The 20,096-nt window shown below is 32.5% G+C and carries 17 protein-coding genes, 4 tRNA genes, 2 rRNA genes and 1 pseudogene; 4 read left to right on the top strand and 20 right to left on the bottom strand.

Annotated elements, in window-relative coordinates:
- Positions 1 to 79: 79 nt before the first annotated feature.
- The 4 genes from gltX to OZJ21_RS04315 form a co-directional block, all read right to left on the bottom strand.
- Positions 80 to 1,567: a glutamate--tRNA ligase gene (gltX, locus tag OZJ21_RS04330; RefSeq protein WP_003700687.1), complete on the bottom strand. Its 1,488-nt coding sequence runs from the start codon at positions 1,565 to 1,567 to the stop codon at positions 80 to 82.
- A 130-nt stretch (positions 1,568 to 1,697) separates the two neighbouring features.
- Positions 1,698 to 2,810, bottom strand: a complete 1,113-nt coding sequence (locus OZJ21_RS04325; protein ID WP_003706511.1) for a PIN/TRAM domain-containing protein — start codon at positions 2,808 to 2,810, stop codon at positions 1,698 to 1,700.
- Between the two features lie 25 nt (positions 2,811 to 2,835).
- On the bottom strand, positions 2,836 to 4,209 hold the full coding sequence (radA, locus tag OZJ21_RS04320) for a DNA repair protein RadA (RefSeq protein WP_081538145.1): 1,374 nt from the start codon (positions 4,207 to 4,209) through the stop codon (positions 2,836 to 2,838).
- A gap of 17 nt (positions 4,210 to 4,226) precedes the next feature.
- Positions 4,227 to 4,763 carry a hypothetical protein gene (locus OZJ21_RS04315; RefSeq protein ID WP_014568595.1) on the bottom strand — a complete coding sequence of 179 codons (537 nt, stop codon included), beginning with the start codon at positions 4,761 to 4,763 and terminating at the stop codon, positions 4,227 to 4,229.
- A 155-nt stretch (positions 4,764 to 4,918) separates the two neighbouring features.
- On the opposite strand from OZJ21_RS04315, the gene OZJ21_RS04310 reads away from it, so the two are divergent.
- The 3 genes and pseudogenes from OZJ21_RS04310 (at position 4,919) to OZJ21_RS04300 (ending at position 7,182) form a co-directional block, all read left to right on the top strand.
- Entirely contained in the window at positions 4,919 to 5,197 is a 279-nt protein-coding gene (locus OZJ21_RS04310; RefSeq protein ID WP_003702618.1) for a GNAT family N-acetyltransferase, read from the top strand.
- An 88-nt stretch (positions 5,198 to 5,285) separates the two neighbouring features.
- Complete coding sequence (locus OZJ21_RS04305; RefSeq protein ID WP_003706508.1) at positions 5,286 to 6,620, top strand: aminopeptidase C; 1,335 nt, start codon at positions 5,286 to 5,288, stop codon at positions 6,618 to 6,620.
- Between the two features lie 203 nt (positions 6,621 to 6,823).
- Positions 6,824 to 7,182, top strand: a pseudogene (locus OZJ21_RS04300) (bacteriocin immunity protein).
- A gap of 169 nt (positions 7,183 to 7,351) precedes the next feature.
- On the opposite strand, the gene OZJ21_RS04295 reads toward OZJ21_RS04300, so the two are convergent.
- The 8 genes from OZJ21_RS04295 to OZJ21_RS04260 all read right to left on the bottom strand — a co-directional run bounded on the left by OZJ21_RS04295 (position 7,352) and on the right by OZJ21_RS04260 (position 15,238).
- A complete protein-coding gene (locus OZJ21_RS04295; protein ID WP_003706506.1) occupies positions 7,352 to 8,026 on the bottom strand; it encodes a 2,3-bisphosphoglycerate-dependent phosphoglycerate mutase in 675 nt (224 codons plus the stop codon).
- Between the two features lie 21 nt (positions 8,027 to 8,047).
- A complete protein-coding gene (locus OZJ21_RS04290) occupies positions 8,048 to 8,992 on the bottom strand; it encodes an AEC family transporter (protein ID WP_268857500.1) in 945 nt (314 codons plus the stop codon).
- 58 nt (positions 8,993 to 9,050) lie between these two features.
- A complete protein-coding gene (locus OZJ21_RS04285; RefSeq protein WP_113895765.1) occupies positions 9,051 to 10,031 on the bottom strand; it encodes a beta-ketoacyl-ACP synthase III in 981 nt (326 codons plus the stop codon).
- Between the two features lie 90 nt (positions 10,032 to 10,121).
- Positions 10,122 to 10,207, bottom strand: a tRNA-Leu gene (locus tag OZJ21_RS04280).
- Between the two features lie 46 nt (positions 10,208 to 10,253).
- Positions 10,254 to 10,691: a SprT family protein gene (locus OZJ21_RS04275; protein ID WP_098183810.1), complete on the bottom strand. Its 438-nt coding sequence runs from the start codon at positions 10,689 to 10,691 to the stop codon at positions 10,254 to 10,256.
- A complete protein-coding gene (locus tag OZJ21_RS04270; protein ID WP_201897562.1) occupies positions 10,684 to 12,855 on the bottom strand; it encodes a Tex family protein in 2,172 nt (723 codons plus the stop codon). Before OZJ21_RS04270 ends, OZJ21_RS04275 begins: the two co-directional genes overlap by 8 nt.
- Before the next feature lie 69 nt (positions 12,856 to 12,924).
- Positions 12,925 to 13,752 (bottom strand): ammonia-dependent NAD(+) synthetase, encoded by an 828-nt coding sequence (gene nadE, locus OZJ21_RS04265; RefSeq protein ID WP_003710555.1) that lies wholly within the window; start codon positions 13,750 to 13,752, stop codon positions 12,925 to 12,927.
- Positions 13,753 to 13,771: 19 nt separating this feature from the next.
- A complete protein-coding gene (locus OZJ21_RS04260; RefSeq protein WP_004564316.1) occupies positions 13,772 to 15,238 on the bottom strand; it encodes a nicotinate phosphoribosyltransferase in 1,467 nt (488 codons plus the stop codon).
- A 151-nt stretch (positions 15,239 to 15,389) separates the two neighbouring features.
- Here OZJ21_RS04260 and OZJ21_RS04255 point away from each other — a divergent pair, with 151 nt between their 5' ends.
- A complete protein-coding gene (locus tag OZJ21_RS04255) occupies positions 15,390 to 16,124 on the top strand; it encodes a WecB/TagA/CpsF family glycosyltransferase (RefSeq protein ID WP_268857499.1) in 735 nt (244 codons plus the stop codon).
- A 73-nt stretch (positions 16,125 to 16,197) separates the two neighbouring features.
- On the opposite strand, the gene OZJ21_RS04250 is transcribed toward OZJ21_RS04255, so the two are convergent.
- The 8 genes from OZJ21_RS04250 to rrf (OZJ21_RS09850) form a co-directional block, all read right to left on the bottom strand.
- On the bottom strand, positions 16,198 to 16,896 hold the full coding sequence (locus OZJ21_RS04250; protein WP_003702624.1) for a GntR family transcriptional regulator: 699 nt from the start codon (positions 16,894 to 16,896) through the stop codon (positions 16,198 to 16,200).
- Between the two features lie 15 nt (positions 16,897 to 16,911).
- Positions 16,912 to 17,706 (bottom strand): pyrroline-5-carboxylate reductase, encoded by a 795-nt coding sequence (gene proC / locus OZJ21_RS04245; protein WP_201897560.1) that lies wholly within the window; start codon positions 17,704 to 17,706, stop codon positions 16,912 to 16,914.
- Positions 17,707 to 17,785: 79 nt separating this feature from the next.
- A tRNA-Gln gene (locus tag OZJ21_RS04240) sits at positions 17,786 to 17,857 on the bottom strand.
- Positions 17,858 to 17,860: 3 nt separating this feature from the next.
- Positions 17,861 to 17,946, bottom strand: a tRNA-Tyr gene (locus tag OZJ21_RS04235).
- A gap of 150 nt (positions 17,947 to 18,096) precedes the next feature.
- Entirely contained in the window at positions 18,097 to 19,566 is a 1,470-nt protein-coding gene (locus OZJ21_RS04230) for a peptide MFS transporter (RefSeq protein WP_003700706.1), read from the bottom strand.
- 248 nt (positions 19,567 to 19,814) lie between these two features.
- Positions 19,815 to 19,931, bottom strand: a 5S ribosomal RNA gene (rrf, locus tag OZJ21_RS04225).
- 2 nt (positions 19,932 to 19,933) lie between these two features.
- A tRNA-Gly gene (locus tag OZJ21_RS04220) sits at positions 19,934 to 20,005 on the bottom strand.
- Positions 20,006 to 20,010: 5 nt separating this feature from the next.
- Positions 20,011 to 20,096, bottom strand: a 5S ribosomal RNA gene (gene rrf, locus OZJ21_RS09850); the annotation flags it as partial.

Genomic DNA, 20,096 nt, shown 5'->3' with positions numbered 1-20,096 from the left:
TAATAAAACATAAAACAAAAGGTTGCGACAAAAATATGCCTCAACCTTGTCTCATTTTAATTATACTATATCTACACGATTAGTTCATTTCTTCTAAAGTTTGCTTTAGATGTTTCAATGCCTTTTCACGACCTAATAATTCGATTGATGGTGCCAATTCTGGGCCATGCATTTCGCGTGTTGTTGCGATACGGATAGGCATGTAGAGTTTACGTCCCTTAATTTTTGTATCCTTTTGAATAGAACGAATTGTATTTTGAATTTCAACAGCATCAAAGATTGGTAAATCTTTAACACGTTCAGCAAATTCTTTTAGTACAATTGCAGCTGATTCATCAGCTAATTCTTTTTTAGCATCTTCACTTAAAACAGGTGGTTCATTAAAGAATACATCTGCCATTTCTACAATTTGTCCTGTATAAGACATTTGTTGTTTGTAAAGACTAATTAGTTTTCTAGCCCATTCAATTGTATAAGCATCTGGATCAGCTTGTACTTTACCAGCCTTAATTAATTGACGTAATGAAGAATCCATAATTTCATCTTCTTTAGCAGCCTTTACATATTGGTTATTAATCCATTCTAATTTCTTACCATCAAATGCTGCTGGAGATTTGCTCAAACGTTTTGCATCAAACATCTTGATGAATTCTTGTTTATTAAAGATTTCTGATTCGCCAACAGGAGACCAACCTAATAAAGTAATAAAGTTAAACATTGCATCAGGTAAGTAACCTAGTTCACGATATTGTTCTATAAATTGAAGCACTGTTTCGTCACGTTTACTTAACTTCTTACCAGTTTCAGTATTAATAATTAAGGACATATGACCAAATTCAGGTGCTTTCCAACCAAATGCTTCATATACAACTAATTGCTTTGGTGTATTAGCAACATGATCATCCCCACGTAATACATGAGTAATTTCCATTAAATGATCGTCTACTACAACAGCAAAGTTGTATGTAGGCATACCATCACGTTTTTGAATAACGAAATCTCCACCAATTGTGTCAGATAAGAAGCTAATCTTTCCCTTTACAATGTCATCCCATTCGTATGTCTTGTTGTGTGGCACACGAATACGAACAACTGGTTTTAATCCCTTAGCACGTGCTTCATCTTGAGCCTTCTTGATTTCTTCTTTAGACATGCCTTCATATTCATAGACATAACGAGGAGCTTCTCCTCTAGCTTTTTGTTCTTCACGTTGAGCTTGTAATTCTTCCTCTGTCATGAATGATTCATAAGCTAAATCTTTATCTAATAATTCTTGAATTAATGGCTTGTAAATATCTTTTCTTTCAGATTGACGATATGGTCCGTACTTACCTGGCTTATCAGGACCTTCATCCCAATCAATACCAAGCCACTCCAAGTTATCCATTTGGCTCTTTTCACCATCTGCAATATTACGCTTTGTATCAGTATCTTCGATTCTTAATACAAAAGTTCCTTTATTATGTCTTGCAAATAAATAGTTAAATAAAGCTGTTCTTGCGTTCCCAATATGCAAATGTCCAGTTGGACTTGGAGCATAACGTACACGTATCTTGTTTTTTGCCACTTTAAAGCACTTCTTTCTTTAATAATTATCTATTAATAACATTATGATTATAGGAATAATATCATAACTCATACTCTTACCATTCTACAATGATTACTGTAAAAAATAAACTATTCCATGGTATTTATTCTTAGTTTTTCTCACGTAATTCTCTTTTAGAATGTGTTGGCTTTGCAAAAATCATTCTTCCAGCATCCGTCTGCAATGCACTAGTTACTTCTACCTCAATAGGTTTATTAAGGTAATAACGTCCATCTTCAACCACTATCATTGTTCCATCATCTAAGTATGCAACACCTTGTTGTCTTTCTGTACCATTTTTTATAACTGTAACGGTTAATTTTTCCCCTGGAATAACACGTGGTTTTAATGATTTAGCCAAAGCATTTACATTTAAAACTTGTACATTTTGAAATTCACTAACTTTATTTAGATTGTAATCATTTGTTACTATGACTGCATCTAAAACCTTTGCTAATTTTATAAGCTTACTGTCAACTTCTTTTATATCTTCAAAATCTCCCTCATACATTTTTACAGGAACAATTTTTTCTGAACGTAGTTTATTTAGAATGTCCAAACCTCTACGTCCTCTAACTCGTTTAATACTATCTCCTGAGTCAGCAATATATTGAAGTTCATATAATACAAAATTAGGAACTACTAATGTACCTTCAATGAAACCAGTTTTTGCTAGATCATAAATTCTCCCATCTATCAAAATGTTAGTATCTAACAACTTGTATTTGTGGAAATTTTCGCCAACTTTTCTTTCTAAAATCTGAGTTTTATCATCTTCCACTTTTCTTTGTCGTAAATTAAATAATCTCTTTAAATTTCCAAAGCCTTCTTTCCCAACAACATATCCCAGATACCCTAATAAAATCATTAATACAATCGGCAAAATGGTATTGATGAAGAATACATGTGATCGATTAAATATCGTTGAAATTAAAGCTGCTACAATTAATCCCACTGTGATTGACAAGCTCGTTGAAATAATTACTTCCGGCTTTTGTCTAATCAAATTTTTCTCTATTTTTATGATTACTCGCTCAATAGCATCTATTAAGAAAATCGCTAGTATTTCCATAATAATCAAACCAATAATAGCATTAACCAACCCATTAGTTAACCAGCGATTACTTCCAAGTCCTATCAAGCTCCATAGCTCTGGTAGAAATGTATATCCTGCACCTACACCTAAAATAGCTAATATTAATCCTATGATTCTTTTTCGCATTTAAGCACATCCTTTCTATCAATTTTTAACTAAAAATTAGTTTTAATGCTTGATTTAGTGTACTTACGCCTACTACTTCAATCTCTTTTGGAGGCATCCAACCATCTAAGTTGTTCTTTGGTAAAAATACTCGCTTAAATCCTAGCTTAGCAGCCTCAACAACACGCTGTTCAATACGATTAACTCGTCTTATTTCACCAGTTAATCCCACTTCCCCTATAAAACAGTCAGTTGGTCTTGTTTCTGCATCGCGATAACTAGAAACTAAACTAACAGCAATGGCTAAATCTATTGCTGGCTCATCTAACTTCACTCCACCAGCGGCCTTCAAATAAGCATCCTGATTTTGTAATAACAAACCCGCTCTTTTTTCAAGTACCGCCATCAGTAACGCAACTCGATTATGATCTAAACCAGTTGTTGTTCGCTTAGCATTTCCAAATGCAGTCGGTGTTACTAGTGCTTGTAATTCTACCAATATAGGCCTAGTCCCTTCAAGCGAAGCAACGACTGCTGATCCCGTAGCCCCTTTTAATCTTTCTTCTAGAAAAATCTCTGATGGATTAGCAACTTCGCTTAATCCTCCATTTTTCATTTCAAAGATTCCAATTTCATTAGTTGAACCAAATCTATTTTTAACAGCTCGTAAAATTCTAAATGTTCTATGTTGATCTCCCTCAAAATAAAGAACAGTATCTACCATGTGTTCTAAAATTTTAGGCCCTGCAATTGCTCCACCTTTAGTAACATGTCCTACAACAAAGACAGTTATTCCATTAGTTTTCGCAATTTGCATCAAATCTCCAGTTACTTCCCTAATTTGAGAAACACTTCCAACTGCGGCTGTCATTTCTGGCTCCTGCATTGTCTGCACCGAATCGATTACAACAAAATCAGGCTTTAAAAGTTCAATATTTTTTCTAATACTATCCATATCTGTTTCGGGATATAAATATAGTTCAGTTCCATGAACTCCTAAACGATCCGCACGTAATTTAATTTGAGTTGCACTTTCTTCTCCAGAAACATAAAGAACCTTTTTCCCGAGAGTAGATAATTGCCCAGAAACTTGTAGTAATAATGTAGACTTACCAATACCTGGATCTCCACCAATTAACACTAAAGATCCTGGAACGATTCCGCCACCTAAAACACGATTCAATTCTTCTAAATTAGTTTTAAATCTTGGAGTTTCTACAGTAGAAACATCATCAATTAATTTAGGTTTCACTGTTGTACCAGAGATACTAACTCTAGGCTGTGCTTTAGTTGAACTTTCCCTTTTCTCTATTTCCTCTACCAAGCTATTCCAAGAACCACAATTAGGGCAGCGTCCTAAATAGCGTGGAGAGATATATTCACAATTTTGACAAACATATCTTGTCTTAGTTTTCGCCAATACATTCACCTTCCAAACTATTTTCCAGAAGATCCAAATCCACCAGTTCTAGTTTCCTTTCCACCTTCATCATTGTCAGCTACTAAATATGGTAAGAATATACCTTGACCTATTCGATCACCCTTTTTTATTAATTGATCTTTTAATCCAAAATTAACTAATTGTACAAAAATTTCACCCTCATTATTAGGATTATTATAATAATCAGCATCTATTATTCCCACACCATTAGGTAGAATTAAACTTCTTTTCAATGGACTACTAGAACGATTAGCTAACATTAAGAACTCATCATCTTTCATGTATGCCTTAATTCCAGTAGGAACTAGAAAAGGTTTTAAACATTTTTGTCCTTCTAATAATTCTGTTTCAGTTATATTTTTTTGTTTATGCAATGCATATAAAATTTTTAAAAAATTAAATTTCCAAATACTAGGTAATAAAAAATCTTCTGCAGCAAAAAAATCATATCCTGCAGCATTCTTTGTCATTCTGACTGGAAGTTTTACCCCACGGTCTTTATATTTACTTACTACTTCAAATCCTCTTTTCATTCTTGTTAATCCTCTCTAACTAATATACTTTCTATTTTATCATACCATTAATTATTAAAAATTATCGTATTTAACAATAAATTTCATTTTAATTAATAAATTTATTCCATCTTAAATTTTTTCGTGTGCTATACTTTCATTGGGAGGGGTTTCTTATGAACTATATATGGAATAATGACACTTTATCACTTCATGATGGTGATACTCTAGTCGCAGAAATTGGTTTTTCAACTATTGATGATGGCAACACATACGTTGTTGAACGAACATGGGTTAGCGATGCTTACAGAGGTCAAGGAATTGCAGGTAAAATTACCACTACATTTATTACAAGAGTCCAAGAAGAAGGTAAAAAATTATTACCACTTTGCACATACACTAATAAATTTATGCAAAAGCATCCTGAGTATGCAGATTTATTAGCTAAAAAATAATTTTCTAATTTTTTTCTAACATTATTATTTATCTTTTAGCTAAACTGTCTTACAATTAAATTAACTTATCTTAAGGAGGGTGATCACTGTGTCTGAAGCAATTAGCAGTGAACAATTATCAAAATTTCATCAATTAATTGAAGATGATCCAAAATCCAGAGTTTTAGAACGTGCAGTTTCTAAAAACGGAATTTTAGCTACAAGTGCTGATTTCCACTCTGAAGTTAATATGGATCCTGTCTTTTCAATTGATCTTGATACAGGAGATGTAGCAAACCAAAAACAATCTGGCCGTTGCTGGATGTTTGCTGCTCTTAATACTATGCGCCATGATTTAAAGAATCGTTTTGGTGTAGCTAAGGACTTTGAACTATCTCAAAGTTATACATTTTTCTGGGATAAGCTAGAAAAATCCAATTATTTCTATGAAAATGTTATTAAAACAGCTTCTCTTCCAACTTCTGATCGTAAAGTATCTTGGTTAATGACAACACCTCAACAAGATGGTGGTCAATGGGATATGATTACTGCAATTATCAGAAAATATGGTGTAGTTCCTAAGAGTGTAATGCCTGAAAGTTATAACTCTTCAAAATCAAATGAATTAAATTCTACTCTTAATCTAAAATTACGTAAAGATGCTGTTGATTTACGTGAATTAGTTAATAGTAACGCTAGTTCTGAAGAAGTCGCTTCTTTCAAAGAAAAGAAACTTGCTGAAATTTATCGTATCTTAGTTTATACATTGGGTGAACCACCTGTTAAATTTGACTTTGAATATCGTGATTCTGATAATAACTATCATATCGATCAAGATTTAACTCCTCAAACTTTCTTTGAAAAATACGTAAATTGGAATCTTGACGACTATGTATCAATTATTAACGCACCTACTGATGACAAGCCATATAATCATATGTACACTATCGAAATGCTTGGTAATGTCCTAGGCGAACGTGAAGTAAGACATTTAAACGTTGATATGAACACCTTCCGTCAAGTAGCAATTAAGCAACTTGAATCTGGTGAAAGTGTTTGGTTTGGTTGTGATGTTGGTCAAGAATCTGATCGTAAGAAAGGTATCATGGATACTGAATTGTATCACAAAGATGAACTATTCGATGTTGACTTTTCAATGTCTAAAGCTGAACGCTTAGATTATAGTGAAAGTTTAATGACTCACGCTATGGTATTAACTGGTGTAGATCTAGTTAATGGCACTCCAACTAAATGGAAAGTTGAAAACTCATGGGGAGATAAAGTTGGTACTAAAGGATTCTTCGTTATGAGTAATAACTGGATGGAAGAATATTGTTATCAAGTTGTTGTAAACAAGAAATTCTTACCTGAAGAATTACAAAAAGTTCTTACTGAAGAACCTAAAGTCTTAGCTCCATGGGATCCAATGGGTTCATTAGCTTAGTTTAACTTAAATAGTCATTTAAGAAATTATTTGACAACAACTAAGGTGATTGCTTTTTAATCACCTTATTACATATTTTTAATTCTATCTCTTATCATTAATATAGAGATAAATAAAAGTGATTTAGCAATAATATCACATACAAACATAAAGGCTGTGGATTAACTACAGCAACTGCTATTTCACTGTAAACGAGGTATAGTATGATTATGGAAAGAACAAAACTTATTAATCAAGCACAAACTGATATCAAAGAATTATTAGGGATACTCAATAATTATGAAAAAAACAATCTGAATTGTTAGATATTATTGATGTTTTAGCACAGGTTTATCGTAAATTACCTGAAACTAAAAATCCTGAAGCATTACTTAATCGATTGGTTAATTACATTCGTAGTGTAGCTTTAGCTGGACGAATTCACTTTCCAACTAATGAAGAAAAATTAATTGCTGATATTGGCATCTTGGGACAAAGAGCTGGTTTAAATGGTGTCTATATGGCTGACTACTCTGCTAAATCTCAATTCTATAGCATTTTCGAAGAAATTCCTCGTCATTAATTGAAGAATTTTAATTATCGTTAATACTAGGGCAACTTCATATTCTAATGAAGTTGTCTTTTTGTATTTCTAAGTATAAAAAGCTCTATGAAAACTACTGGTTCCTCATAGAGCTTTTTTCCTAACAACAAAAAATTAGTCAACTATATTCAATATTCACGTTAATTTTTTATTTTAATATTTTCTTTGAGATTACTCGAAGTTTATTATCTAATTCATAAATAATTGGTTCAGCATTAGCAACTTCTACGCCATCAATTCCTTCATCGCTAATATTTTCAATATATTTAATCATTGCTCTTAACGTACTTCCATGAGCAATCACAATTTGATTATTTCCATGTAATAACTCAGGTGCTATCTCATCAACCCAATATGGTAGTATTCGATTGTAAGCATCCTTTAAACTTTCTGCACGTGGAATAATTGTAGAAGGATATTTCTTATATTTAGGTTCTTCTATCCTTTCATCCAACATAGGAGGAACGGTATCAAACGATCGTCTCCATAAAGCAACTTGGTGTTTTCCATATTTACGCTTTGTAAATTCTTTATTTAATCCCCTCAATGCTCCATAATGACGTTCGTTTAATCTCCAAGTCTTTTCAAGTGGTATCCATGACTGATTAATTTCATCTAATACAATCATTCCCGTTTTTATAGCTCTCTCTAACAAAGAAGTATGAGCTTTAGTAAAAGTAATATTTTCTTCTTTTAATTTTTTTCCTGCAACTTTAGCTTGTTCACAACCTTTAATTGTCAATGGAACATCTGACCAACCAGTATAAATATTTGCCTCATTAGCCGTACTTTCCCCATGTCTAAGCAATACAAGCTTAACCAAAATTCATCACTCTCTTATCTATCAGATATTTTGCGTTATTACCATCAATATTGGAACAACAATTAATGATGTTAACGTGGTTTCTGTAACCATTACAGCTGCATATTCCGAATCTGCTCCATATAAGTTAGCTACAACAGGAGCATTCGTCATAACTGGCATCGCTGCTTGTAAAATAAATACTTGCTTCATTAACAAAGGAATATTAGTAGGTGTAACTAGTATGTACATCATTAGAGGAGCTAAAATAAATCTCCCTAATAACAACAAAAGATTATCTTTTCCAATAGAGATTCTATTAAGTCCTGCTTTAGAAATTGAAATACCGATAAAAATCATAGACAATGGTATTGTCAAATTACCTAGATATAATAAATCTGAGTTAACAAATGTCGGTAATTTCACTTTTAACAATACAAAGATAACCCCAACTATAAATCCCAACAATGGAGGTGAAAATATTTTACCTAATGTTCTTTTTAAATTAAAAGCTGTTTTCTTATCACCATCTCTTTGGATTAAGTAAGTACCAATTGTCCAAAAAAATGTTGTATTAGCCATATAATAAATTAATACATAGGGGATACTTTTATTACCAAATAAGGCCATATTAATCGGTAAACCTACAAAAACTGTATTAGAGTTAAAAAACATTGAAGTAAATAAACCCGCATGTTTATCCTGGATTTTAAAAATATGAACAACGGCAAAAGCAATTCCCATCAAAATTAACATCGAAATTACCGGGAATCTCAAATCAGGTATCATTCGTAATAATTCTTTAGCTGAAAATTTACTAACAATTGTCCCCAACATATAACAAGGTAATGATACTTGGGTAACGATTTTAGCAATTAATTTGGTTGATTTATCATCAAACCATCCCTTTTGCTCTAAAAAATATCCCACAGCAATCATTACCAAGATTACTAATACACCGGAGATACTCTGGAAAAATACTGCCATCTAATCACTCTTTCTCTATCCTTAATTAATGAATAGTATAACATACAATTATCATCAATTATTCACCAAATTCTAAAAGAATAGATCCATAAGCTAAACCAGCACCAAAACCTGTTAATAGAACCTTACCTGTTATATTTTCATCCTCAAACTTTCTAGCCAAGGCTAATGGTATTCCAACAGAAGAAGTATTACCACATTCCTTAACATCAGTTGCCACCCTATTTAGAGGAACTTCAATCTCTTTTGATATAATTTCTATCAATCGTAAATTAGCCTGATGAGTTACAACATACGACAAATCTTTGGAGTTTACTTTATTTGTCTCTAAAAATCCCTTAATATGCTTAACTATATCTGTTGTTACAAAATTATAAACTTCTCTCCCATTCTGATAAAAAGCATCCATACTTGGATAATTATCACTAGATATTTCTTTAAGAGGAGCAATTCTACCACTATGAATAACTTCCTCATTTCCTACCGTAACCAATTTCTCAGATAAATAAATGTTTTCTTTTTCATCATCAGTCGCCTCTACAATCATTCCAGCAGCACCATCGCCAAAGAAAACAGCTGATGTCCTATCCTTAAAATCCATCATTTTAGAATTTGTTTCAGCACTAATTACCATTGCTCGACGATATAAACCTGAAACTAAAAATTTATGGGCTGTACTTAAAGCATAGATGAACCCAGCACAAGCTGCAGAAATATCAAAGGCAAAAGCTGACTTTAAATTTAACTTTTTCTCTACAATAGCTGCTGTAGATGGTGTAATTGCATCTGGAGAGATAGTTGATACTATTAATAAATCTATGTCCTCTGACTTAAGATTTGCTCTTTCTAGAAGTTTTTTTCCTACTTCAGTAGCTAAATCTGACGTATTTTCATTAAAAGCATAGTACCTTTGCTTAATACCTGTATGACTTTGAATCCACTCATCAGATGTTTCCATAATTTTGCTCAAGTCATCATTTGTCACAACATTATCAGGTAGGTAACCTGCTATAGATACCATTTTTATTCCCTTATTCATAAAGAACCTCACTTTATTTTTAGTCATCAAAATATATTATAAAATAAAAAAGCATAGTAGCCAATATAGACTCCTATGCTCACCTCTGTATGCGGGTAAATGGATTCGAACCATCACGGGCAATAATGCCCACCAGATCCTTAGTCTGACGCGTCTGCCAATTCCGCCATACCCGCGACAACAGAGATAATTATATCAAGTTTAACCCTATTTAGCAAGTGCTTATTCAATTAATTTTAATTTCCCGTGACAATGAGAACATACATATTTGCTAGTATTTATTTTTCTTTGTCGATAATACTTTTTTCCACAATTTTGGCAAACATAAATATTTTTATAGCTTGCCTTTAAAGTTGGAGCATATCTTAAACCTCCAACTTTTTTCAATAATATTTTAAAATTTTTATCCCTATGCTGATGCCCATAACCATTAATATGGAGATGATAATGGCATAGTTCGTGTTTAATGACACCTATCAAAGTATCCATATCACATTCTGTTAACATCCTAGGATTAATATCTATATTATGATTACTTAAAAAATACCGTCCCCCAGTTGTCCTCAACCTACTATTAAACTTTATTTCGTGCTTAAATTCTCTATTAAAATAAGAATTAGAAATTTTTCGAGTTAGTTCTAATAGTTCTCTATTATTCATTTGGATTTACCATTGTTAATTGAATTCTCTTTCTGTTTAAATCAACATCTTCAACCCAAACAGTAACTATCTGTCCTACCGCAACTATATCTCGTGGATTAGAAACATATTTCTTACTTAATTTTGATAAATGCACTAGTCCATCTTGTTTTACACCAATATCAACGAATGCCCCAAAGTCAACAACATTTCTTACCGTACCCTCTAGTTGCATTCCTGCTTTTAAATCTTCTATTTTTAAAATATCTGATTTCAATAAAGGCATTGGCATACTTTCTCGACCATCGCGCCCTGGTTTCATCAAACTTTTTACAATATCTTTAACAGTTATTACTTCTAATTCATTATCTATTGCATATCTTTCAACATTAAATTTCGCTAACTTATCGTTTATAGTGTTAGTACCCATATCTTCTTTAGTAATACCTAGATCCTTTATCAATTTTTCTGCTAGCGTGTAACTTTCTGGATGTATATCTGTATTATCTAGAGACTCATTCCCATCAATAATCCTTAAAAAGCCTGCCGCCTGCTCATAAGCTTTAGGACCTAATCTAGGAACCTTTTTTAACTCTTTTCGATTTTGAAATTTTCCATTTTCTTCACGATAAAGAATAATATTTTGAGCTGTTGTTTTATTCAATCCAGAAATATAGGTTAGTAATTGGATACTAGCTGTATTCAAATTCACACCAACTTTATTAACTGCAGTTTCAACAGTCGCTTCAACTTCGCTATCTAGTTGCTTTTGTGGTAAATCATGCTGGTATTGTCCCACACCAATTGATTCAGGATTAATCTTTATTAATTCTGCTAAAGGATCTTGCAATCTTCGAGCTATACTTACAGCCGAACGTTCTTCTACGTTAAAATTCGGGAATTCATCTCTTGCTATTTCACTTGCTGAATATACAGAAGCTCCTGATTCATTTACAATTACGTAATATACTTCTTTATCTATCTTCTTTAAAACTTCTGCTACAAATTTTTCTGATTCTCGACTTGCTGTACCATTCCCAATTGCTATCATGTCAACATTATATCTATTTATCAATGTCTCTAATTTTTCAGCAGCTTCTTTTCTTAATTCAGGATTTGGTTTCTCGCCTTTATGCTTTTCATGTGGATAAATCACATCTTTAACTAAAAATTTCCCAGTCTCATCAATAATCGCTAATTTACAACCAGTTCTAAATGCTGGATCCATTCCTAAAATAATTTTATTTTTCAAAGGAGCTTGCATTAATAAATTGTACAAATTCTCACCAAAAACTTTAATAGCCTCATTTTCAGCTTTTTCAGTTAAAGTTGCTCGAAGCTCTCTTTCAATGGCAGGTTTGATAAATTTTTTATACGCTTCAGTATATGCCATTTCTACATAGTCATTACTTGTACTTTTCTTACTACCAATTATTCTAGAATGTAAATATCTTAGCGCATAATCGTCATCTGTACTTATTTTTACTCGTAAAATTCCTTCTTTTTCACCGCGGTTAATTGCTAGAATTCGATATGATGTTAATTTAGACACTACTTGTTCGAAATCATAGTAATCTTCATAGGTACCATTTTCATCTTTCTTACTATCTTTTTCCTTAGCAATTAATACTCCTTTTCTAGACATTTGCTTTCGCATCCAATCTCTTAATTGTGCTTCTTCACCAAATGCTTCTGCTAAAATATCAACAGCACCATTTAAGGCAACTTCTTCATCAGGTACTTCTTTATTAAGATACTTCTTAGCTTCTACCATTGGAGCATCGCTATTTACTCTCAATAACCACTTAGCTAATGGTTCTAATCCATTTGCAACTGCCTTTTGTGCTTTAGTTTTTCTTTTCTTCTTATAAGGTAAATAAATATCTTCGACCTCTTGAAGAGTACTTGCATTATTTATTTTATTTCTTATATCTTCTGTAAGTTTATTCTGTTCTGAAATTTTCTTAAGAACTTCACTCTTACGTGTTTCTATCTTTTCATTTCTTTGATAAGTTACTTGGATTTCTCTTAATTGGACTTCATCTAAACTTCCAGTTAGTTCTTTTCTATATCTAGCTATAAAAGGAATAGTATTTCCTTCTTCTAGCAATTCAATTACTTTTTCTATTTTTTTAGGATTATACTTTAATTCAGCATTAGTTAATTTTAAAACTTTTTTATCCATCGATACTTTCCTTTCTCATAATAAAAAAGTTAGGCTTGTCTTAGAACTTACCTAACTTTTAAAAAACATCTATTTCCAAAATGTATCGTATACATTAATTGGCATATGACGTTTATGTTCTGTTTTTAAGAACCAATTTTCAATTTTTTCTGCTACATTATCAGCTACTTCTTTACCCTCTAGATAATCATCAATATCGTTATAAGTAACACCTAAGGCAACTTCATCAGGTAAGGCTGGTCTATCTTCTTCCAAATCAGCAGTTGGAACTTTCTTGTATAAATGTTCAGGTGCATTCAATAATTCTAACATCGCTCTTCCTTGACGTTTATCTAAACGCCAAAGTGGAGTAATATCTGCACCACCATCACCATACTTAGTATAGAAACCTGTAATTGCTTCAGCTGCATGATCTGTACCTACCACTGCTCCTGAAACAGCACCAGCAATTCCATATTGAGCAATCATTCTTTCACGTGCCTTAATATTACCCTTATTAAAGTCACTAATTTCAAGTCCATTTTCTTCGATACTTTGAACCATTGCATCAGCTGCTTGTTTTATATTTACTCTAACAGTCTTATCAGCTTGCATAAATTCAATTGCATCCATAGCATCTTGTTCATCAGCTTGATCTCCATAAGGTAATCGTACAGCAATAAATTGATAAACATCGTCGCCTGTTTCTTCACGCAATTCAGAAATCGCCATTTGAGATAACTTTCCAGCTAAGGTAGAATCTTGTCCACCAGATATTCCCAACACTAATGCTTTTAGAAATGGATGTTTTTTCAAATAATCTTTTAGAAAATCTACTGAACGACGAATTTCTTCTTCCGCATTAATTTCTGGCTTTACTTTCAATTCATTGATAATTCTCTCTTGTAAAGGGCGCATAATTAAACCTTCTTCTCTTTTAAATTTTACCACTATTAATTTTTTCATGAATATCATGGATTATCTTCATCTTATTATCATAACAATCTTTAGATAAATCAACAGGATATTCTTGTGGATTCAATTCTCGACGATATTCTTCCCACAAACTATCCAATCTTTCATGGGCATATTGTTTAATTTCATTCAAGGATGGCAAGTCATATACTTGTTCACCATCAACAAAAATATCTTTTAATAAAGGTCTTGCAGTAAAATCTTTGACTTTCTTGTTAATGTAAGTATATTGAGGATGGAACATGTATAATTCTTCTTCATTACGTGGATCTTCATACCATAAAGCAACGTAATCTCCTTCAGACTTTCCATCAGCCTTCTTATTAATTCTCCATACTTGCTTACGACCAGGTGTAGAAACCTTGCTAGCATTACTTGAAATCTTAATAGTATCTTCCATTTCACCATTTTCATCTTCAATGGCTACCATCTTATATACCGCACCTAAGGCTGGTTGGTCATAAGCTGTTATTAACTTAGTACCTACACCCCAAACACTAATCTTAGCACCTTGCATTTTCAAGTTCATGATTGTTTTTTCATCTAGGTCATTTGAAGCATATATTTTAGCATCTTTAAATCCTGCTTCATCTAATTGTTCGCGCACACGTTTAGATATATAAGCCATGTCACCAGAGTCTATTCTTACACCTAAGAAATTAATCTTATCGCCCATTTCTTTAGCGACTCTGATAGCATTTGGAACACCACTCTTCAATGTATCATATGTATCTACTAAGAATACACAATCTTTATGTGTAGTTGCATATGCTTTAAATGCTTCATAATCATTACGATATGCTTGTACGAGTGCATGAGCATGGGTACCACTAGCAGGAATACCAAAAATCTTTCCTGCACGTACATTACTTGTAGCATCAAAACCACCAATATAAGCTGCTCTTGTTCCCCAGATGGCTGCATCTAGTTCTTGAGCACGTCTAGTACCAAATTCCATTAAAGCATCATTTCCAACTACAGAACGAATTCTAGCAGCTTTAGTTGCTATCAAAGTTTGATAATTTACAATATTTAAAATAGCAGTCTCAACTAACTGACAATCTACCAAAGGACCCTCAACTTGAATTAATGGTTCTTTGTTAAAAACGACTTCTCCTTCAACAACAGAACGAATTGTAGCAGTAAATTTGAAATTTCTAAGATAATCAATAAAATCATCTTTGTAACCAACTTCATCCCGTAAGTATTCCAAATCTGTCTCAGTAAATTTCAACTTATTGATATAGGAAACAAGTCGTTCCAAACCAGCAAAAATAGCATAACCATTATCAAAAGGCAAATCTCTAAAGAAAACTTCAAAAATTGCTTTTTTCTGGTCAATACCCCTTCTCCAATATGTCTCAATCATATTTAATTGATACAAATCAGTATGTAAAGTATAACTATCATCTGGTAATGTTTTTTTCATAACTCTATGTCCTCCTCAGTTACTATGAACTGGGTTATATTTTCATACAAAATGTACGAATTACTAATTTAACTTTTATTTTATCACTTTTAGTAAATATCGTCTAAAAATATTGTATAATTAATTTAAATTTTATTTGAAAGAGGATTCTATGTTTAATAAATCAAAACTCGTAAATATCTTAGGAATTAATTTTCTGCCAATAACTAACAAGCAGTTTGTAGATCAATTAAAAATTGACTCTAATCTTCACTTGAATCGTTTTGTAGTTACTGCTAATCCTGAGATTGTACTTGCTGCTAGAAAAGATAAAGAATATGCTAATATTATAAACTCTGCAGACTATGTTGTAGCTGATGGTATTGGAATTATTAAAGGAGCTAAAATTCTTAAAAAGCCTCTTCCTGAAAGAGTTACAGGTTATGATACTATGCTTTCACTACTTTCTTGGGCAAATCAAGAACATAAAAAAATTTATTTTTTAGGTGCTAAACCTGAAGTTGCACAGACATTATCTTCAAAAATTAAGGAAACTTACCCAGGAATCCATGTTGCTGGAATCAATAATGGTTATTTTAAAGATGATAGCTATATTGTCGAAACAATAAAGAATAGTAACCCAGATATTATTTTGGTAGCACTAGGATTTCCTAAACAAGAATTTTTTATTAACAAGTATCGCCATATTTCTGATTCTATTTGGATGGGAGTCGGTGGTAGTTTCGATGTCCTAGCCGGATACTCAAAACGTGCACCAATTTTTTGGCAAAAACACCATTTAGAATGGTTTTATCGTCTTCTTCAAGAACCTCAACGAATAATTAGAATGATGGCTCTACCTAAATACATGTTACTCATATACAGAGAAAAATTCTTAAAAAAATAAGTTAGTATACTAAAAATGGCTTAAAATCATGTTACTCACAACATTGATTCTAAGCCATTATTTTATTGCTACACTATTTTTCTAAATAAAATTCGTACCTATCACCTGCATATTGGGTACGTACATACTCAAAAGGACTTCCATCTTGTAAGAAAGAAACTTGTCTTAACCTTAAAATAGCATCACCTTTCTTTAATTGTAAAAAGTCCGCTATTCTTTCTGAAGCTAACATAGCAGATACCGTTTGTTGAGCATGACCAATAATTAACCCATTTTCTTCTAGAGTTCTATATAAAGATGAAGTAATCTGAGTTTTGTCATAATCCTTTACCAATTCTAATGGTACTGTGGCCACTTCAAAACAAATAGGCACATCATCAGCAAATCTAATTCTTTCCATCCTTAAGACTTTCTGATTATCATCTAAATTCAATTTTTCACTTTCACTTAGTGAGGGAATAGTAATTAAATAAGAGACGGTTTTACTAGTTGGTACTTTTCCTTGAGCTTCTGTAATTTCTGTAAAACTCGTAATTCCAGACATTTTTTCCTGAACTTTTTTTCTTGCTACAAAAGTTCCTGAGCCAATTTTTCTCTCAAGGATTCCTTCGTCCACTAAAGTTTGAATAGCTTGACGTAAAGTCATTCTACTAACAGAAAAATTTTCAGCTAATTCTCTTTCTGATGGAATCTTTTCTCCTATTTTCCACTTGCCAGCTTCTATATCCTTTTTTATTTGATTATGAATCTGTATATAAACAGGTGATACCATCTTATATCCCCCTCTCTATCCTTTATCTTTTGAAATTGTTGCATCTACTCCTTTAACAATAGAAGTCATAAACCCAGCTTCTTCCATTGCTAATAATCCAGCTACTGTTGTTCCACCAGGAGAGGAAACATCATCTACTAATTCCCATGGTGTTTTATCTGATTTCAACACTTTTAATGCACTTCCTAAAACAGCTTGTGCAGCTATTTGAGTTGCTTTTTGCTTATTTAATCCATATTTAACACCTGAACGTGCTAAACTATCAATAAAGAAGTATACAAAGGCTGGAGAACTTCCAGCTAAAGCTACGAATGTGCTAAAGTCTTTTTCTTCAATTTCCGCAACTTTGCCTATCTTTTCGAATAATTCTCTTACAAGTTGGTAATCTTCATCACTTACATTATCATTCTTATGTAAAGCTGTCATTCCTTCACCTATCTCTACATTAACGTTAGGCATTGTTCTTACTATTTTTACATCTTTACTTCCTAGTGTATCCTCCAACTCAGCTACAGATACACCTGTTACAACAGATACTAGGACTGGGTTGTGAGTTAGAACTGAATCTTTTACTTCCTTTAATACTTTTTCTACTACAATTGGTTTTACTGCTAAGAAAACAACATCTGATTTTTCAATAACTTCACTATTACTTTCACAAGCAGATACTCCAGTTTCTCGACTATATACTTCATAATTGGATTTATGTGCACTATGAATAAAAATATTCTTTGCTTCTACACCCTTACTCATTAAACCTTCAATTATGGCCTTTGCCATATTCCCTACACCTATGAAACCAATCTTCATAATCTCAACCATCCTTTGCTTTACAGTAATAATAAATGTAATAAAAAAGCGCAAATCATCAACATGATCTGCGCTAGAATTGGGGTAGCTGGATTCGAACCAGCGCATCACGGGATCAAAACCCGTTGCCTTACCGCTTGGCTATACCCCAATATGGTGGAAGGGAGTGGATTCGAACCACCGAACCCGAAGGAGCGGATTTACAGTCCGCCGCGTTTAGCCAGACTTCGCTACCCTTCCATATTTCTTGAATATGTACATCACATATCCGACTTAATTATCATACATGTTTTTTGATAAAAAAGCAAGAGAATATTCAAAAAAAATAATAATTTTTTTATTCCAGTAAAAAAAAGTCTAGCATATTTACTAGACTCTTCTAAACTAATTTTATAAAACACCTGACATTAACTTTTCAATCTTAGGTACAAAGAATAACAAAATAATACCAAATGCAATTGTAATAGCACCAACTACACCATAATACATAACTTCTGTACCATGACTATACAATTTAACTATTTGTGCATTGATAGCTTGTGCTGCAGCATCACCTAAGAACCACATACTCATCATTTGTGATTGGAATGCTTTAGGTGCCAATTTAGTAGTTACTGATAATCCAATTGGTGAGATATTCATTTCACCAATGATTACTAAAGCCCAACTAATAATCAACCAGAATGGGCTAACTAACTTATCAGTTCCAAATAACATTCCTGGTAACATCATCCACATAAATGATAACCCTGCGAAGAATAAACCTATTGAGAATTTCATTGGTGATGATGGTTGTTTGCTTCCTAATTTTACCCATAACCATGCAAAGAATGGTACGTAGATGATAATGAATAATGGATTCATACTTTGGAATAAACTAGGTGCAAAGTGGAATCCAAACAATGATAATCTTGTTTGTTCACCAGCAAATAAAGCTAAAACAACTGAACCTTGTTCTTCAATTGACCAGAATAAAACTGAGGCAATGAATAAAGGTATATATGCCAATACACGTGAACGTTCTACCTTAGTTATTTTTCTACTACTTAGCATTAACACAAAATAGTAAATTGGAATTAATACAGCAATAATAGAAATTAAATTGATAATATTAGTAATATTTAGTGCATTCAATAAATTCATAATTATTAATATTAATGCAATTGCAGCAATACCAATAACTGTTTTTGTAAGTAAACCTTTTAATTCATCAGATTCAATTGGATCTGTAGGATATAAACTATCTTTTGATAAGTATTTTCTACCATCTAACCAATATTGTAATAAACCAAAGAACATACCAATAGCTGCTAAAGAAAAACCTAAATGGAAGTTAACGTTAAATCCTAATTGCCCAACAACAATTGGTGAAACCAAGGCACCAACGTTAATACCAAAAACAAAAATATTAAACCCAGCATCTCTACGAGGGTCATTTGAAGAATACAAACTACCAACCATTTCTGATACATTAGGTTTTAATAAGCCAGTACCCAAAACAATCAAGATAATTGATAAGAGCAAAGCTCCCTTACCATATGGTGTTGATAATGCAATATGACCTAGCATTATTAATACACCACCGATAAATACTGTACGGCGACTTCCTAAAATTCTATCACTTATGAAACCACCAATAACACTAGATAAGTATACAAGCGATCCATATATAGCCATGATAGAAGCAGCTGTGGTCTTATCAATTCCTAGACCACCATCGGATACGGAATAGTACATATAGAATAGTAAAATAGCACGCATACCATAGTAACTAAACCGTTCCCACATTTCAGTAAAGAACAAAGTTGATAATCCACGAGGATGACCAAAGAAAGCTTTGTCCATTGATTCTGAATTCATAAATTAAATTCCTCCAAACTTAAGTGATGTAATTTTTTATACATCACTTTGTCTTTTTTATAATTAATTTTGAATAAAATTAAAAATAACGACATATATAATTATAAGTTACCTTAATAAAAAGGTCAATATCCTTAATATTTTAAAGATTTTTTTAATGAATATGAAAATATATTTTTGCATATTTATTATTTACTAATTAAAATATTATGGTATTAAAAAAAGGAGCATATCTGCTCCTTAAATCTATATAGCAATTTCCTACCCTCGCAAGAGGCGTTCCTCTAACTACTCTCGGCGTTACGAAGCTTAACTTCTGTGTTCGGAATGGGAACAGGTGTATCCTTCGTGCCATCATTACTACATAAGCGGAAGACGGGATTCGAACCCGCGACCCCCACCATGGCAAGGTGGTATTCTACCACTGAACTACTTCCGCATACTGCACGGCGACTTCCTACCCTCGCAAGAGGCGTTCCTCTAACTACTCTCGGCGTTACGAAGCTTAACTTCTGTGTTCGGAATGGGAA

It is taken from the genome of Ligilactobacillus sp. UO.C109, assembly GCF_026847815.1.
Taxonomy (GTDB): domain Bacteria; phylum Bacillota; class Bacilli; order Lactobacillales; family Lactobacillaceae; genus Ligilactobacillus; species Ligilactobacillus salivarius.
Note: the sequence above shows the minus strand (reverse complement) of the source record. Positions and strands in the feature narration are given on the sequence as shown.

Coding starts and splice junctions, on each gene's coding strand:
- OZJ21_RS04260 (WP_004564316.1), bottom strand. CDS start 15,238: ATGAAAAAAACATTACCAGATGATAGTTATACTTTACATACTGATTTG.
- OZJ21_RS04290 (WP_268857500.1), bottom strand. CDS start 8,992: ATGGCAGTATTTTTCCAGAGTATCTCCGGTGTATTAGTAATCTTGGTA.
- proC (WP_201897560.1), bottom strand. CDS start 17,706: ATGAAGATTGGTTTCATAGGTGTAGGGAATATGGCAAAGGCCATAATT.
- OZJ21_RS04325 (WP_003706511.1), bottom strand. CDS start 2,810: ATGCGAAAAAGAATCATAGGATTAATATTAGCTATTTTAGGTGTAGGT.
- nadE (WP_003710555.1), bottom strand. CDS start 13,752: ATGCGCCCTTTACAAGAGAGAATTATCAATGAATTGAAAGTAAAGCCA.
- OZJ21_RS04270 (WP_201897562.1), bottom strand. CDS start 12,855: ATGGATAAAAAAGTTTTAAAATTAACTAATGCTGAATTAAAGTATAAT.
- OZJ21_RS04230 (WP_003700706.1), bottom strand. CDS start 19,566: ATGAATTCAGAATCAATGGACAAAGCTTTCTTTGGTCATCCTCGTGGA.
- OZJ21_RS04315 (WP_014568595.1), bottom strand. CDS start 4,763: ATGAAAAGAGGATTTGAAGTAGTAAGTAAATATAAAGACCGTGGGGTA.
- OZJ21_RS04275 (WP_098183810.1), bottom strand. CDS start 10,691: ATGAATAATAGAGAACTATTAGAACTAACTCGAAAAATTTCTAATTCT.
- OZJ21_RS04285 (WP_113895765.1), bottom strand. CDS start 10,031: ATGAATAAGGGAATAAAAATGGTATCTATAGCAGGTTACCTACCTGAT.
- OZJ21_RS04255 (WP_268857499.1), top strand. CDS start 15,390: ATGTTTAATAAATCAAAACTCGTAAATATCTTAGGAATTAATTTTCTG.
- OZJ21_RS04310 (WP_003702618.1), top strand. CDS start 4,919: ATGAACTATATATGGAATAATGACACTTTATCACTTCATGATGGTGAT.
- OZJ21_RS04250 (WP_003702624.1), bottom strand. CDS start 16,896: ATGGTATCACCTGTTTATATACAGATTCATAATCAAATAAAAAAGGAT.